The organism is Streptomyces sp. NPDC016640, from assembly GCF_043076215.1.
Classification (GTDB): domain Bacteria; phylum Actinomycetota; class Actinomycetes; order Streptomycetales; family Streptomycetaceae; genus Streptomyces.
The window spans coordinates 337,015-351,722 of the sequence record NZ_JBIBRG010000006.1; the positions used below are offsets into that span (position 1 = coordinate 337,015).

At 71.3% G+C, this 14,708-nt stretch carries 12 protein-coding genes and 2 pseudogenes; 10 read left to right on the top strand and 4 right to left on the bottom strand.

Annotated elements, in window-relative coordinates; all coding sequences use genetic code 11:
* Positions 1 to 4 precede the first annotated feature (4 nt).
* The 3 genes and pseudogenes from ACF07S_RS15490 (at position 5) to ACF07S_RS15500 (ending at position 4,073) form a co-directional block, all read left to right on the top strand.
* A protein-coding gene (locus ACF07S_RS15490; protein ID WP_391974363.1) for an IS5 family transposase occupies positions 5 to 819 on the top strand; the annotation gives its coding sequence in 2 pieces (ribosomal slippage) (positions 5 to 353 and positions 353 to 819; 816 coding nt in all).
* A 19-nt stretch (positions 820 to 838) separates the two neighbouring features.
* Positions 839 to 1,974: pseudogene (locus tag ACF07S_RS15495) on the top strand (IS3 family transposase); the annotation flags it as partial.
* Between the two features lie 1,541 nt (positions 1,975 to 3,515).
* Entirely contained in the window at positions 3,516 to 4,073 is a 558-nt protein-coding gene (locus ACF07S_RS15500; RefSeq protein ID WP_391962539.1) for a DinB family protein, read from the top strand.
* A gap of 292 nt (positions 4,074 to 4,365) precedes the next feature.
* Here the strand turns inward: ACF07S_RS15500 and ACF07S_RS15505 are convergent, their stop codons facing one another.
* Complete coding sequence (locus ACF07S_RS15505) at positions 4,366 to 5,658, bottom strand: hypothetical protein (protein WP_391962538.1); 1,293 nt, start codon at positions 5,656 to 5,658, stop codon at positions 4,366 to 4,368.
* 656 nt (positions 5,659 to 6,314) lie between these two features.
* Between ACF07S_RS15505 and ACF07S_RS15510 the strand changes: the two genes are divergently transcribed.
* The 6 genes and pseudogenes from ACF07S_RS15510 to ACF07S_RS15535 all read left to right on the top strand — a co-directional run bounded on the left by ACF07S_RS15510 (position 6,315) and on the right by ACF07S_RS15535 (position 11,995).
* Entirely contained in the window at positions 6,315 to 7,187 is an 873-nt protein-coding gene (locus tag ACF07S_RS15510; protein ID WP_391974364.1) for a DUF2797 domain-containing protein, read from the top strand.
* A gap of 138 nt (positions 7,188 to 7,325) precedes the next feature.
* Positions 7,326 to 8,225 carry an amidohydrolase family protein gene (locus tag ACF07S_RS15515; protein WP_391974365.1) on the top strand — a complete coding sequence of 300 codons (900 nt, stop codon included), beginning with the start codon at positions 7,326 to 7,328 and terminating at the stop codon, positions 8,223 to 8,225.
* A gap of 111 nt (positions 8,226 to 8,336) precedes the next feature.
* Positions 8,337 to 9,074: a response regulator transcription factor gene (locus ACF07S_RS15520; RefSeq protein WP_391962536.1), complete on the top strand. Its 738-nt coding sequence runs from the start codon at positions 8,337 to 8,339 to the stop codon at positions 9,072 to 9,074.
* 119 nt (positions 9,075 to 9,193) lie between these two features.
* Positions 9,194 to 9,420: pseudogene (locus ACF07S_RS15525) on the top strand (glycosyl transferase); the annotation flags it as partial.
* A gap of 130 nt (positions 9,421 to 9,550) precedes the next feature.
* On the top strand, positions 9,551 to 11,128 hold the full coding sequence (locus ACF07S_RS15530) for an MFS transporter (RefSeq protein WP_391974366.1): 1,578 nt from the start codon (positions 9,551 to 9,553) through the stop codon (positions 11,126 to 11,128).
* Positions 11,129 to 11,221: 93 nt separating this feature from the next.
* A complete protein-coding gene (locus ACF07S_RS15535; RefSeq protein ID WP_391974367.1) occupies positions 11,222 to 11,995 on the top strand; it encodes a TetR/AcrR family transcriptional regulator in 774 nt (257 codons plus the stop codon).
* 40 nt (positions 11,996 to 12,035) lie between these two features.
* Here ACF07S_RS15535 and ACF07S_RS15540 read toward each other — a convergent pair whose 3' ends face one another.
* Both ACF07S_RS15540 and ACF07S_RS15545 read right to left on the bottom strand, forming a co-directional pair.
* On the bottom strand, positions 12,036 to 12,506 hold the full coding sequence (locus tag ACF07S_RS15540) for a PPOX class F420-dependent oxidoreductase (protein WP_391962533.1): 471 nt from the start codon (positions 12,504 to 12,506) through the stop codon (positions 12,036 to 12,038).
* Positions 12,507 to 12,515: 9 nt separating this feature from the next.
* Positions 12,516 to 12,881, bottom strand: a complete 366-nt coding sequence (locus tag ACF07S_RS15545) for an STAS domain-containing protein (RefSeq protein ID WP_391962532.1) — start codon at positions 12,879 to 12,881, stop codon at positions 12,516 to 12,518.
* 227 nt (positions 12,882 to 13,108) lie between these two features.
* On the opposite strand from ACF07S_RS15545, the gene ACF07S_RS15550 reads away from it, so the two are divergent.
* The gene (locus ACF07S_RS15550; protein WP_391974368.1) at positions 13,109 to 13,768 is read left to right on the top strand and encodes a GAF and ANTAR domain-containing protein; all 660 of its coding nucleotides are present in this window, start codon (positions 13,109 to 13,111) and stop codon (positions 13,766 to 13,768) included.
* Positions 13,769 to 13,810: 42 nt separating this feature from the next.
* On the opposite strand, the gene ACF07S_RS15555 is transcribed toward ACF07S_RS15550, so the two are convergent.
* Positions 13,811 to 14,632, bottom strand: a complete 822-nt coding sequence (locus ACF07S_RS15555) for a YceI family protein (protein WP_391974369.1) — start codon at positions 14,630 to 14,632, stop codon at positions 13,811 to 13,813.
* Between the last annotated feature and the right edge of the window lie 76 nt (positions 14,633 to 14,708).

Below are 14,708 nucleotides of genomic sequence, written 5' to 3' on the forward strand. Positions count from 1 at the left end.
CGGTATGGGGCGGGGCACGTGGAGTTGGGTTGTTCCGGACGGGCTGTGGGAGATCGCGAAGCCGCTCATCCCGCCCTCGAGGGTGCGGCCGCAGGGCGGCGGGACGCGGGACACGCCTGATGAGACGCTGTTCGCCGCGATCATCTACGTGCTGGTCAGCGGCTGCGCCTGGCGCCAACTGCCGCCCTGCTTCGGTGTCTCGAAGTCGACCGCCCATCGCCGGTTCCTGATCTGGTCCAGAGCCGGCCTCTGGGGGCGGTTGCACGAGGCCGTGCTGCACCGGCTCGACGACGCCGGCCTCATCGACGTCACCCGCATCGTCCTGGACACCGCCCACGTCAGGGCTGAAAAAGGGGCGAGCACACAGGTCCGAGCCCCGTGGACCGGGGCAAGCCGGGTTCCAGGATGCACGTCCTGTCGGACGCGAACGGGCTGCCCCTCCTCGTCGGCGTCTCGGCCGGCAACACCCACGACAGCGAAGGGCTGAAGCCCATGGTCGAGGGTCACCAAACGAGACACGACCCCCACCGCGGCCGCCACTTCAAGCCCCAGCGCCTCCACGCGGACAAAGCCTACGACCGCGCCGACCTGCGGAAATGGTTACGCGGCAAACGCATCGGAGTACGGATCGCGCGCAAAGGCATCGAGTCCGGCGAACGATCGGGCCGCCGCTGGGTCATCGAGCGCACCATGTCGTGGCTGTCCGGCTACCGCCGACTCAGCCCCCGCTACGAGCACGATTCCCGCAACTACCTGGCCTTCCTCGGCCTCGCAGCCGCCCTCTGCTGCTACAAACGACTTCTCCGCCTCACCACATAGGACACGGTCTAAAGACGTCGTGCGGGTCGCGCGCAACCGTGAGCCCGGCGTCACGCTGGAACAGATCGCCGCCGACTTCGGCGTCCACCCGATCACGCTGTCGAAGTGGCTGCGCCGTGCCGACACCGACGAGGGCGCCGGGCCCGCAGCAGCGTCGGGTGAGTCGGCCGAGCTGCGCGAGGCCCGTAAACGGATCGGGCTGCTGGAGCAGGAGAACGGGGTTCTTCGGAGGGCTGCGGCGTATCTGTCGCAGGCGAATCCGCCGGGAAGATGATGTACCCGCTCGTCCGCGGGCTGGCCGCAGCCGCTGCCCCTCACCGGGTGCCGGTGGCGGTGACGTGCCGGGTGCTCGGGCTGGCCCGCCGGCCCTGCTACCGGTGGCTGGCCTTTCCGGTCACCGACGCCGAGACGGCCAAGGCATACCGGGCCAACGCCCTGTTCGACGCGCACTGCGACGACCCGGAGTTCGGCCACCGCTTCCTCCTCGACGAAGCCCGGGCGGCCGGTGAGGCGATGGCCGGGCGGACCGCCTGGCGTATCTGCCGCGACAACCGCTGGTGGAGCGTCTTCGGCAAGCGACGGTGCCGCGGCAGGAACGCCAAGGTCGGCCCACCGGTCCACGACGACCGGATCCGGCGCGACTTCACCGCCGGCGCCCCGAACCGGCTATGGCTCACGGACATCACCGAACACGCAATCGAAGAAGGCAAGTTGTACCTGTACGCGGTCAAGGATGTCTTCTCGGGCCGCATCGTGGGCTACTCCATCGGCACCCGGATGAAGTCCAGTCTCGCCGTCAGGGCCCTGGACTCCGCCGTCGCCCGTCGAGGTCAGGTCGCCGGATGCATCGTTCATTCCGACCGCGGGTCGCAATTTCGCTCCCGGAAGTTCGTTGCCGTTCTCGCACGTCACAGCATGATCGGGTCGATGGGGGGAGTCGGTGCGGCCGGCGACAACGCAGCCGTGGAGAGCTTCTTCGCGCTGCTGCAGAAGAACGTCCTCGACCTCCGTGCCTGGGCCACCCGCCAGGAACTGAGGATCGCGATCGTCACCTGGATCGAGCGCACCTACCACCGACGCCGACGTCAGAGACGCCTCGCCCGATTGACCTCGATCGAGTACGAGACCATCATGACCCCACCCGCAGCCCTGGCTGATAAACCCCGCTGTCACCTGTTCGTGCAGCAGTCCCGATCACCGCGTACACAGCTGGCACGGCCATGCTGACGACACGCTTCTTGACGGCGATGAAAAACAGGGACGGGGCAAGAAGGCCGGCCGACGCCACGACCACAACGACCCAGATCACCTTGTGCAGTGTGTTCGCGTACATGCGAGCTTGGATGGGCGCGTTGATGTGGGGCTGCTCATGGCTCCCTTGGCTTAACCGGGCACCCAGTGTGACCTACAGCACCCACAGCATGGGGCCTTTCGAAGAATGCGCTGAACGGTCTCAGCGTTCGCCCGGCTCGGTCCGGTCTCGGTTTCCGTCCCATTCAGCGCCGTTCACGGTCGTGCAACCGGGACGGAAGCCGGTAGCCGCTCTCACGGCCGGCCGTCCATGAACGCAGGTGAACGCCCCCAGACTCGGCCCACCACTCCACCACCACAGTTGGAAAACGTGTGGGAGCACAGTTCTCTGTCAGGGTGCGCACTCGGCGAGGTGGTCCGGAGCAGGTCAGTCGCTGGTACCCGATGCGAAGGGGAATACCCGCTGTGTCTGGGACACGCATTTCACGGGGAAGCGGCGGCCCCTGCTGTCCAGCCGAGCGTGGCGCTTTTCAGCCAACCTTCAGATCTCGCTTGAAGTGAGATATGCGTAGCTTTGTGAGATTTACCCTGCTGAAGAGTATGGAAATAGCATATGTGCACTCATTGCTTCTGCACGCGTTGGGCATATGCCAGCAGCATATAGACAGCTCAGCAAGCTTTATCTGTCCTCGTGACTCTCCTTGGCTTTGTTTTTGGAGCGGTCCCGCAAGAGGCGCGACAAGATCTGAATCCGACGTGCAGGGGGACTGGCCGGTTGGCGCTCGCTGCTACGTTCACTTGCCGTACGAGCCCCGCCCCAGTCCGGCAAGACACATGGGGCGGGGCATGGCTGGCACAAGCCCAAGTGGGCAGCCGACAGTAAGGAGGCTTCACGACGATGCCTGAAATCCCTACCGAGCCCGAGCGTAGTGACCCAGGTCGAGGCGTCAACAGCCGCTCGCTCGCAGCGATCTTGGTCGGCATCGGTTCTCTGCTCACGGGGATCGGGGCTGTCCTTGCTGCTCTGCGCTGACCGTTCCCCAGTGACGCGTGGGCAAGGGTGCTTGCAGTCCAGCAACCTCAGCAGCCGCCCCTGTTCTGTGGTGGCCCTGCCTGGTCGTGGTGCGATCGGTATGACCGCGATCGGCTGATCTCTGTAGAGCTACGGAACAAAAAGTTGCAGGTTCGAATCCTGCCGGGTGCACACCGGACCAGAGGCCCCGTGGGGTGATCCACGGGGCCTCTGGTGTTTCTCCTGACGGCGACCGTTCCGGGCGGTGAGCGCGGGGCGTCCCAGGCGGCCACGGCACGCCGGCCGCGCTGTCGTCGTCCAGGTCCCGGCCGTCAGCCCGCCCACGGGTCCGCGGAACTAGGACGCGTTCCGACCTAGATAATCTCTAGCGTGGTCCCGGCCGAAGGAACAGGAACACCGAAAGGCGGAGATCATGACCGGTAACGAGTCGACCACCCGCGACCTGGGCGAGCGCCCGGCCGCCACCGGTGAGCGGGCCGAATGGCTCGAAGCACTGGCCAAGCACCGTCATTTCCTGCGTTTCACGACCCGTGACCTCACCGACGAGCAGGCCCGTCTGCGGACCACCGCCAGCGAGTTGTGCCTGGGCGGTCTGATCAAGCACGTCACACAGGTCGAACGGGGCTGGGGGGACTTCATCCTGAACGGTCCGTCGGCCATGCCGGACTTCACGGCGATGACCGACGCCGACTGGGCGCGCCGGGCGGACGGGTTCCGGCTGCTGCCGGGGGAGACGCTGGCCGGGGTGCTGGCCGACTACGCGGAAGTGGCTCGCCGGACCGACGAGCTGGTGGCCGCTCTGCCCGACCTGGACGCCGCGTGGCCGCTGCCGAAGGCCCCCTGGTTCGAACCCGGTGCGCAGTGGTCGGCCCGCCGGGTGCTGATGCACATCGTTTCCGAGACCGCGCAGCACGCCGGCCACGCCGACATCATCCGCGAGTCCATCGACGGCGCCAAGAGCATGGGATAGGTCCTGAAGGGACGGTCCGTCACCCCCGGTCCGGCAGGCGGCCGAGCGGCTTCGCCGTCCCTCACGGAACCGGAACCGCGTCGGTCAGCGGTTCCGAGGCAGCCCCTGAGGACATCCCCGGGCATGTGGCGCGGGCCGGCCGGCGGGCCCTGCCTTCGCCGGCCGGTGCGTCAGGCACTCGGTGATCGTCACCCTGCCGGTGGCGACCCGGGAGGCCGTCGGGGGAGCCGGCCCTGCTCGTGTGGTTCCGTGGGCGGCGGGGCGCCGGACCGTGGTCCGGCACCCCGCGCGGTCAGGCGTTGTCCGCGGCCCTGCGGCGGCGTACGGCGAGAACCGTTCCGGCGCCGAGCACGACGGTGACGGCGCTCGCGAGACCGAGCGGTGCCATCGCGGACGACGTACCGGTCTCGGCGAGGCTGCCGCCGGTGGTGGTTCCGGTGGCCACCGTCTGCCTGGCCGCGCCGCCCTGCGCGGAGGGGCCCGCACTCGTGGTGGGCTTCGGAGCGGCCGGCCGCTCGTCGTCCCCGCCGGCCTGACCGGGCTTCGCCTCGTCGGCCGGGCCGGGCTTGCTGCCCGGGGGCAGCAGCATGAAGTCGTAGCGCGTCATCGGGCCCAGGACACACGGGTTGTGGGCGTCGGAGGCGTCACTGGCGAACAGGGCGAAGGCATCGGTGGCCCGGACCACGGAGCCGGCCTTCATCCGCAGCTTCACGTCGCTCTTCTCGCCCGGCTTCATGACGTCGATGTGCGCGATGTGCTCGGGCTCGGTGCCGTCGAGGGGCTGCCAGCCCGAGCCGTTGGACCATTCCACCTTCAGGTCGCTGTCCTGGCCCTGGTGTTCGCTGTCCACCTGGACGAACGCCAGGGGATCCACCGTCAGCGTGCGATCGGTTCCGTTGGCCACGCGCAGGGTGAAATCGACGGTGGTCCCGGCGACGACCTCGGACGGCAGTCCCACCGCGAGGGAGGTCAGTCCGTTCTCGCGGACACACTCCTCGGCGGTGGCCAGTGCCGCCTCGGCGGTTTTCTTGGCCTTGAGGGCCTTGTCGTAGGCGGCCTGGACCGCGCTGTACTTGCGGACGGCCGCCACCCTGGCGTCGTCCAGCGCGGTGCGTGCCTCCTTGGCCGTGGCGTCGGCCTTCTGCCTGGCCTCGAGCGCCTTCGCCAGATCGCTCTCGGCGGTTTCGAGGGCTTGCCGTGCCTCGGCCGTCTCGGCCTCGCTCTGGGCTGCTTCGAGCTTGGCCTCGGCGTCCGTGACGGCCTGCTCGGCCGCCTTCTCGGCACCGGCCGCCTTCTCGGCCGCCTTGTCCGCGGTGATCGTGGCCGCCTTGAGCGGGTGCGTGTCGGAGTCCAGGGCGTCCAAGGTGGCCTCGACCTCCTTCTGCCCCTCCTCCTTGGCGATGACGGCTTCCTCGTACGCCTTCTTCGCGTCGGCGGCGGCCTTGACCAGCTCCGCGTACGTCGGCTGGTGCTGCGTCTGCTCCGCGGACGTCCCGGCCGCGAGGGCCGGAGTCGCGGTGAACAGCGCGACGGGCGTGGTCACCGCGACGGCGGCGGCCACGGCGAGGGAACGGCAGAGCTTCACTGAAGGCCTTCCTTGACGGGAGGTGAGGAGAAGGGCCGCTGAAAAGCGAGGGCAGGAGCAGCGCGCCCGGCTATTTACCGAGCTTAGGGTGCAGGAGAAGGCGGGGCCGGTCTTTTCGATCGTCCTGTGGTTCCCTCCGGGAGGATTCCTCTACGGGAAAGGGGCGAATGGGGATGGTTGTTCAGGATGCCCGCTTTTCTCTGTGTCTTATGTCACAGTCGCGTGGGGATGTGGGCGCGGTCCGCTCCGGCCCGGGGCGCGCCGGGCGGGATGCGCCGCCGGTTTCGAGGGCCCGGTGCCTCCTGGAGCGCCGCCCGTGGGGGAGGAGAGCGGGTACGTCGCAGCGCGCGGGAGGGAATGAATTGCGCAGGTATTTCACCGGCTGCTGTCGGTGGAATTCCGGGGGCGTTTTTCCGTACCTTTTCCGGGGTCCGCCTTTCCCCGGATCCCACGCCGCGTGCTGTGCCGGTCCGCGGGGCAGTGCTTCTCCAGGTGGTTCGCCGTCACCGCGTTCGCGCGCACGAACCGGAGGAGCGGTGCGCGGAGCGCGGATCCCGTGGGCGCCGGACGGCCCGGCCGCTGAACTGCCGGGCCGGGCCGGGCCGGAACCTGCGTACCCCCACCGATGTCAGTGGTGGCCTCTAGTCTCGGCAGGGATGGGACGGGCATGGAGGTGCTCGGGGCTGCGGTGGTCGGCCGACGGTCCCGTGCTGGTGTGGGAGGGCGGCCGGCGCAGTGCGCTGACCTGGGGGAAACGGGTGGCCTTCGGGGTCGCGGAAGGGGGCGTGCGGACATGTGCGGGAGCACGGGGGCATGCGTGTCCGCTCGCTGCGGCGGTGCCGGCGCGGCGCACGGGGGCACGGTGCGAGGAGTGCGCCCGGCTGGACCGGGCGCACTCGGTGGCCGCCGACACCCTCGCGGACGACCCGCGGCCCTACCGCGTGTATCTGGCGTGGTTCGGGCCCGGGATGGCCAAGGTGGGGATCACCGCGGTGGAGCGGGGTCCGGCGCGGCTGCTGGAGCAGGGGGCGGTCTGCTTCAGCCCGCTGGGGACCGGGCCGCTGATGGCGGCGCGGCGCACCGAGGAGCTGCTGCGCGCCGCGCTCGGCGTGCCCGACCGCATCCCCTACGCCGACAAGCGCGCGGCACGGACGGCCCTGCCGGACGGGGAGGGGGAACGTGCGGCCGAGATCGCCGAGTTGCACGCGCGGGCGGTCGGCCTGGGCGGATGGCCGGAGTCGCTCGCCCGTGAGCCCTTCCGGCCGGTCGATCACGTCGGGGTGTTCGGGCTGAGGGGGGCGCCGGCCGCCGTGGGGGAGGTGAGCGAGCTGGTCGCCGGGGGCGCGGTGAGCGGGGAGCTGGTGGCCGCCGCCGGTCCGGATCTGCACCTGGTGACGGGGAAGGGGGCCGTGGTGCTGGACACCCGGTTGCTGGCCGGGTGGGAGCTGGTGCCGGCCGGGGGACGGGAGTGCGCGGTGCCGGTCAGGGCGCTCAAGGGGAGGGCGGGGGCGCAGGACGGGCTGTTCTGAGCCGGGGCGCTGTGGGCCGGGACACTCCGGACGAGGTCCCTCCGAGCCGGACCTTTCCGGGCCGGGTCCTCGCGGGTGAGGCCTTTCCGGGCCGGGCCGCTCTGGACCGGCGGTGCCGTCAAGGGCGATCGTGTCGGGATGAGCGCTCACACCGGCACCCGTGCCGAAGCCGACGACGTACGGCGCTTCTGGGAAGGGCTCGGGCTGCCCGGGCTCGTCGACGTGCACACGCACTTCATGCCGGAGCGGGTACTGCACAAGGTGTGGGCCTACTTCGACGCGCTCGGGCCGCTGACCGGCGGCGTCGAGTGGCCGATCACGTACCGGAAGGAGGAGGGCGAACGGACCGCGCTGCTACGGGGGTTCGGCGTGCGGGCCTTCACCGCCATGCTCTACCCGCACAAGCCGGGCATGGCGCGCTGGCTCAACGGCTGGGCGGCCGGTTTCGCCGGCCGCACCCCCGACTGCCTCCACACCGCGACGCTGTTCCCCGAACCCGGGGTCGTGGACTACGTCCGGGAGGCCGTGACGGCGGGCGCGAGGGTCTTCAAGGCGCATGTGCAGGTCGGCGCGTACGACCCGGCCGACGAGGCGCTCGACGCCGCCTGGGGCCTGCTCGCCGAGGCGGGTGTGCCGGTGGTGATCCACTGCGGGTCCGGGCCGGCGCCCGGCAAGCACACCGGACCCGGGCCGATCGCCCGGGTGCTGGGACGCCATCCCCGGCTGCGGCTGGTGGTGGCGCACCTCGGGATGCCCGAGTACGAGGACTTCCTGGACCTCGCCGAGCGGTACGGGGAGGTGCGGCTGGACACCACCATGGCGTTCACCGACTTCAGCGAGCGGCTGGCACCCTTCCCCCGGCGGGCCCTGCCCCGGCTGGCCGCCCTCGGCGACCGGATCCTGCTCGGCTCGGACTTCCCGAACATTCCCTACCCGTACGTCCATCAGCTGCACGCGCTGGAGCGGCTGGGGCTCGGGGAGGCGTGGCTGAGAGGCGTGTGCCACGACAACGCGGCGCGGCTCTTCCGTACCGGGTGAGGGGGGCGTCCCGGCGGCAAGGACGTCGGCCGGGAGGACCCCGTGTGGTTCTCAGCGAAAACACAGGTTGCCGAAAGGCGGTTCTCACCGGCTCCGGACATCGTGTGGAGCATGACCACGATCTCGCCCCGGGGGCGCACCGAACTGCTCAGGCCGGACGGGAGCCCCGTCCGCGTGCTTGTGGTGGACGACGAGCAGTCGATCACCGAACTGCTGTCCGTGGCCCTGCGGTACGAGGGCTGGCAGATCCGCAGCGCGGGGGACGGCCAGGGCGCCCTCCGGACCGCGCGCGAGTTCCGGCCCGACGCCGTCGTCCTGGACATGATGCTGCCGGACATGGACGGACTGGCCACCCTCGGGCGGCTGCGTCGCGAGCTGCCCGAGGTGCCCGTGCTGTTCCTGACCGCCAAGGACGCGGTCGAGGACCGTATCGCCGGGCTGACCGCCGGCGGGGACGACTACGTCACCAAGCCGTTCAGCCTGGAGGAGGTCGTCGCACGGCTGCGCGGGCTGATCCGGCGTTCCGGAGCGGCCGACCGCCGGTCCGGGTCGACGCTCGTCGTCGGCGACCTCACCCTCGACGAGGACAGCCGCGAGGTCACCCGGGGCGGGGACGACATCCACCTCACCGCGACCGAGTTCGAGCTGCTGCGCTTCCTCATGCGCAACCCGCGGCGCGTGCTCAGCAAGGTCCAGATACTCGACCGGGTCTGGTCGTACGACTTCGGCGGGCAGGCCAACGTCGTCGAGCTGTACATCTCGTACCTGCGGCGGAAGATCGACGCGGGCCGGGAGCCGATGATCCACACCCGGCGCGGCGCCGGGTACATGATCAAGCCCGCGGTCTGATCGCGGGTCCGGCGGGGGCGAGCGGGGGCGGTGGCCCCGGCGGAGGCGGCGGCTTCCCCGGCGGCGGGAACCGGCAGGGCGGACAGGGGCAGGCACCCCCCGGCGCGGGCGCCGGCGGCACCGGCGGCTTCAACGGCACCGACCCGTCCCCGACGCTCGCCCGATTCCAGCAGTACGTGGCGGAAGGGAGGATCCACTACTTCGCCGTCGGCGGTGGCAGGGGCGGCGGGGGCGGTGACTCCGGCACCTCCGCGCGGATCGCGGCCTGGGGGAGGAGAACTTCAAGCAGGTGACGGCCGGTTCGGCCACCTTCTACGACCTCACCCGGAAGACCGGCGACAGCTGACGGCCACGGGGCACGACGCCGAGGGCGGTGGCATGCGCGCCACCGCCCTCACCCGTGTCCGCCCCGCGCGTCCACCGGTGCCGTACAGCGCTGTTGTACACCGTATGGGAGCCGTTCTACGGTGTACAACATGACGACATCCCCTCAGGAGCAGGCACCCGACCGGCCTCCGGCCCGGGGTGCCGCGCAGTCCCAGGGCCACCCCCGGCGCTGGCTGATCCTCGGTGTCATCTGTCTGGCCCAGCTCACCGTGCTGCTGGACAACACCGTCCTGAACGTGGCGATCCCCTCGCTCACCCGTGCGATGGACGCCTCGACCGCCGACATCCAGTGGATGATCAACGCCTACTCCCTGGTGCAGTCGGGTCTGCTGCTCACCGCGGGCAACGCCGCCGACCGCTACGGCCGCAAGCGGATGCTGATCGTGGGCCTGGTCCTGTTCGGCGTGGGGTCGCTGGTGGCCGGCCTGGCCGAGTCACCCGGCCGGCTGATCGCGGCGCGGGCCGGGATGGGGGTCGGCGGCGCGCTGCTGCTGACCACGACCCTCGCCGTCGTGATGCAGATCTTCACGCACGAGGAGCAGCCCAGGGCGATCGGCATCTGGGCCGCCGTCAACTCGCTCGGGTTCGCGGCCGGCCCGCTGGTCGGCGGGTTCCTCCTGAACCACTACTGGTGGGGCGCCGTCTTCCTGGTCAACCTGCCGGTCGTGGCCCTCGCCGTGGCCGCCGTGGCGGCCTACGTCCCCGAGTCTGGGAACCGGCTGGGCGAGCGCCCCGACCTGGTCGGTGCCGTGCTCTCCACCATCGGCATGGCGTCCCTGGTCTACGCGATCATCTCCGGCCCCGGACACGGCTGGACATCGGCCCGGGTGGCGGCCTCGGCGGCCTCGGCCGTACTGGTCCTCGGCGCCTTCGCGTACTGGGAGAGGCGGATCCCCCATCCGATGCTCGACCTGGACTTCTTCCGCAACCGCCGGTTCACGGCCTCCGTCGGCGGTCTGGTGCTGATCACCTTCGGCATGGGCGGCGCGCTCTTCCTGCTCACCCAGTACCTGCAGTTCGTCCTCGGTTACGGCCCCCTGGAGGCCGGCCTGCGTACCGCGCCGATGGCCCTGACCGTCGTCGCCCTCAACTTCACGGGCGTGGCCGCGAAGTGGTCGGCGCGGATGGGCTCCCCCCGCTCCATCGGCCTCGGCATGGCGCTGATGGCGGCCGGACTGGTGTCGATCGCCACGCTCACCGAGCACGGCTACACCGGCACGCTGCTCGGCCTGGTCCTGATCGGGGCCGGCACGGCGGTCGGCAGCCCGGTGATGTCACACGCGATCATGAGCTCCATTCCCCGTGAGAGGGCCGGAGCCGGAGCCGGGATCAACGGCACCCTCAACGAGTTCGGCGCCGGGCTCGGGGTCGCCGTACTGGGCGCGGTGCTCAACGCGCGGTTCGCGGCGCTGGTCCCGGTGGTGGCGAGCTCGCTGCCTGCGGCGCTGGCCGCCGCGGGCTCGGAGCGCGAACGGGCGCGGATCACCGGCGCGTACTCTTCCGGGCTGGAGACGAGTCTGCTGGTCGGGGCGGTGGCCGTGCTGCTCGGCGGGCTGATCGCGGCGGCGTTGCTGCACCGGGCGGACCGGGCGGACCGGGCGGACCGCGGAGACCGGGCGGGCGGGGGAGACCGGGCGGACCGGGGAGAGAGCGGGGGCAGGACCTGACGGCCGGGGCATCCGGGGAGGAACGAGCGGTGGGCGCGCCCCGGACGGGGTGCCTAGCATGAAGCCGCGTCGGCGAGTCGAGGAAGGTGCGCCATGGTGAGGGCAGCCCAGCGGTCCGAGCGCGGGCCGCGGCCCAGTGTCTGGCTGGAGGGCAGGGCCCGCCGCGGCGGGCGCGGCGGCGGACAGCCCTCGGGACTGGACCGGGAGCGGATCACCGAGGTCACCGTACGGCTGCTGGACGCCGAGGGCCTGGACAGGTTCTCCATGCGCCGGCTCGCCGCCGACCTGAACGTGACGGCGATGTCCGTCTACTGGTACGTCGACACCAAGGACGACCTCCTCGAACTCGCCCTGGACGCGGCCTTCGGCGAGCTCGCGCTGCCCGATCCGGCCGCCGACCGTGACTGGCGCGACCAGCTGCGCGCACTCGCCGGGGAGTACCGCGCCCTGCTGGTGCGCCACCCCTGGCTGTCGCCGCTGGCCGGGAGGTTCCTCAACATCGGGCCCAACGCGCTGGCGTTCTCCGGAGTGATCCAGCGGGTCATCCACAAGACGGGCCTGCCCGCGCACGGGGTGACCGGTGCCATCTCCGCCGTCTTCCAGTTCGTGTACGGCTACGGCACGATCGAGGGCCACTTCCTGGCCCGCGTCGCCACCACGGGCATGACCCCCGACGAGTACCACCGGCACGCCATGAGCGAGGTGACGCGGTCACCGGACGCCGCCGACGTCATCGGGGAGTCGGCCAGGATCATGGAGGCCCGCGGCGGCGACACGGTCCGGGAGATGATGGAGCGGGACTTCGCCTTCGCCCTGGACCTGCTGGTGGCGGGCATCGAGGCGATGGTCGCCCGCAGCCGGGACTGAGGTGCAGGGGCCGGGCGGGGCCTGCTCCGCCCGGGCGGGACTACCGCCCCTCGGCCAGGCGCGCCGGGAAGCCGCCGGTCGCCACCGGGCCCCAGCGCTCCGGGGTGATCCGGATGATCGACTTGCCCTGCTCGACCATCGCCCGCCGGTACTCGTCCCAGTCGGGATGCTCCCCGGCGATGTTCCGGTAGTACTCCACCAGCGGCTCCACGGACTCGGGCGAGTCCACGACCTCGGCCGTGCCGTCGATCTGCACCCAGGGCCCGTTCCACTCGTCGCTGAGGACGATCAGGCTCACCCGGGAGTCCCTCTTGGCGTTGCGGGTCTTGGCGCGTTCGGGGTAGGTGGAGACGACGATCCGGCCCGAGTCGTCGACCCCGCAGGTCAGCGGCGAACCCTGGGGGCCGCCGCCGGCCCGCCGGGTCAGCAGGACCGCGCGGTGCCGGGGCCGTACGAAGTCCAGCAACTCGTCGAGGGAGACACGGGTGTTCGTCGCGATGTTCGGTGCCATGGCGCCAGCCTAGGCGGCCATCGCCTCCGGGAGGTTGTCGTAGACGGGCACGTCGCGGCGCAGTCCGGTCAGTTCCAGCACCCGGCTCGCCATGCTGTCCGGCCGGGCCACCACGTACACGCGGGTTCTGCGGTGCAGCCGCCGGCGTACGTCGTTGATGAGGCGGACGCCCTGGGAGTCCATGAACCGGGTCGGGGTCAGGTCGAGGATCACGATCCCGGGCCGCCGGCCCGGACGGGGGCGGGCCTTCGACATGATCAGCGGGAGCATCCCGTCCGCGTTGGAGAAGTCGATCTCCGTCGGGAACGGAAGCACTAGGCGCTCGGACAGGGCACGCGGGTTGGAGGGATTCGGCAGGAAGGACACGGCAGTCACCTGGCAGACGTTCGTCCGTAAACCGGTAAGGCCACTTCCTGACCCGTCCGTCCATTGCACCACGGCGGAGCTGATCGGCGAAAGCGGCTAAAATTCCGTACGTCCTGTGCTCGCAGTCGGGAATGTGCTGCGGAGCTCTCCCGCGCACGGCTGTTCGGTCGTGCACGCCGAAGAGGTTCGTGGTGGCTGCGTCCCGGTTTTCTGATTTGCCCCGTTTCCCTGCCGGTATGGATCTGGCGGAGGCGCTGACGGTGGCAGCTCGTCGACTGCATGAGACGTCCACCCCGGACAGCACCCTCGACACCGCGGTCCGTCTCGCGGTGGACCTGGTGCCGGGCGCGGACCACGCGGGCATCTGCGTGCTGGAGCGGGACGACCGGCGCCGGACGCTCGCCTGGACCGACGAGGTCGTGCGCACCGCCGAGGACGGCCGCGCCGCGGCCGGGCGCCGGCCGTACTGGCAGTGCCTGTGGACCGCGCCGGTGGCCGAGGTCGAGGACAGCGAGAACCACGAGGGCGGGGACGCTCTGGCCGGCCTGGGCCTGCGTTCCGTGCTGTCGCTGCGGCTGCGCGCCGACCGCCGCCGGCTGACCGTGCTCACCGCGTACGCCCGCAAGCCGCGGGCCTTCGACGAGACCGCGCTGCGGGTGGGGCGGCTGTTCACCGCGCACGTCGGCATCGCCCTCGAGTCCGCCACCGCGCGGGAGCAGCTCACCGAGGCCATGCGCACCCGGGACCTGATCGGCCAGGCCACCGGCATCCTCATGGAACGCCTGGACATCGACGCGGCCGGCGCCTTCGACAGCCTGGTACGGGCCTCACAGCGGGAGAACGTGAAACTGCGCGACCTCGCCCGCCGCGTCGTCGACGCCCACGACGCCCCCTGACGGGACCTCGGGCGGCGGGCGGCGACGCCCCCTGACGGGACCTCAGGCGGCGGGCAGCGACGCCCCCCGCACCGCCTGGATGTCCAGCTCCACCCGCAGCGTCGTCCCGATGGCCGCGACGCCGGCCCGGAGGACCTGGTTGTAGTGCATCGCGAAGTCCTCGCGCCGCAGTTCGGCCGTGGCGCGGAAGGCCGCCCGGGTGCCGCCCCAGGGGTCCGCCCCGGTGCCGAGGTGGGCCAGGTCCAGGTCGACCGGGCGGACGACGCCGCGCATGGCCAGCTCGCCGTGGACCGTCCAGCGGTCGGGACCCGCCGCGGTCAGACCGGTGGACCGGTAAGTGATCTCGGGGTACCGCTCGACGTCCAGGAAGTCCGCGGACCGCAGATGGGTGTCGCGCGTGCCGTTGCCGGTGTCGATGGACGCCGCCCGGATCACCGCCTCCACCCGGGACGTGGCGATGTCGTCCGGCGCGACCTCCACCGTGGCCGCGAAGTCGGTGAACCGGCCGCGCACGCTGGAGATGCCCAGGTGCCGGGCGACGGCTGCCACGCTCGAGTGCGCCGGGTCGACGGTCCACGGTCCGGGCGGCGGCGGCTCCGTACCGCCCGGCCGGGCCAGTGTCACCGTCCCGGCCTCGGCCCGCCCGCTCGCGGTGACGATCGCACCGGCGGCGGCGGGCGCGTACCCGACCGCGGTGACGACGACGGTGTACGCCCCCGGCGCCAGCTCGGTGGCGTCCCGGACGGCGCCCTCGTCGTCCGCCTCGGCGCGCAGCACCTGGGTACCGCTCGCGTCGGTCACCGTGACGACCGCGTGCGTCACGGCCCATCCGTCCCGGCTGCGGATCCTCGCGGTCAATGGCATCCCGTTCTTCTCCCTGCGTACACGTACGAAACGGTCGTGAAGGGGCCGGCCCGCGGCGGGGCGCGTCCGCGCTGCG

Excerpts from the sequence above, each read along its gene's own strand:
- ACF07S_RS15500 (WP_391962539.1), top strand. The coding sequence starts at position 3,516 with ATGACCGGTAACGAGTCGACCACCCGCGACCTGGGCGAGCGCCCGGCC.
- ACF07S_RS15510 (WP_391974364.1), top strand. The coding sequence starts at position 6,315 with ATGGGACGGGCATGGAGGTGCTCGGGGCTGCGGTGGTCGGCCGACGGT.
- ACF07S_RS15515 (WP_391974365.1), top strand. The coding sequence starts at position 7,326 with ATGAGCGCTCACACCGGCACCCGTGCCGAAGCCGACGACGTACGGCGC.
- ACF07S_RS15520 (WP_391962536.1), top strand. The coding sequence starts at position 8,337 with ATGACCACGATCTCGCCCCGGGGGCGCACCGAACTGCTCAGGCCGGAC.
- ACF07S_RS15530 (WP_391974366.1), top strand. The coding sequence starts at position 9,551 with ATGACGACATCCCCTCAGGAGCAGGCACCCGACCGGCCTCCGGCCCGG.
- ACF07S_RS15535 (WP_391974367.1), top strand. The coding sequence starts at position 11,222 with ATGGTGAGGGCAGCCCAGCGGTCCGAGCGCGGGCCGCGGCCCAGTGTC.
- ACF07S_RS15540 (WP_391962533.1), bottom strand. The coding sequence starts at position 12,506 with ATGGCACCGAACATCGCGACGAACACCCGTGTCTCCCTCGACGAGTTG.
- ACF07S_RS15550 (WP_391974368.1), top strand. The coding sequence starts at position 13,109 with ATGGATCTGGCGGAGGCGCTGACGGTGGCAGCTCGTCGACTGCATGAG.
- ACF07S_RS15555 (WP_391974369.1), bottom strand. The coding sequence starts at position 14,632 with ATGCCATTGACCGCGAGGATCCGCAGCCGGGACGGATGGGCCGTGACG.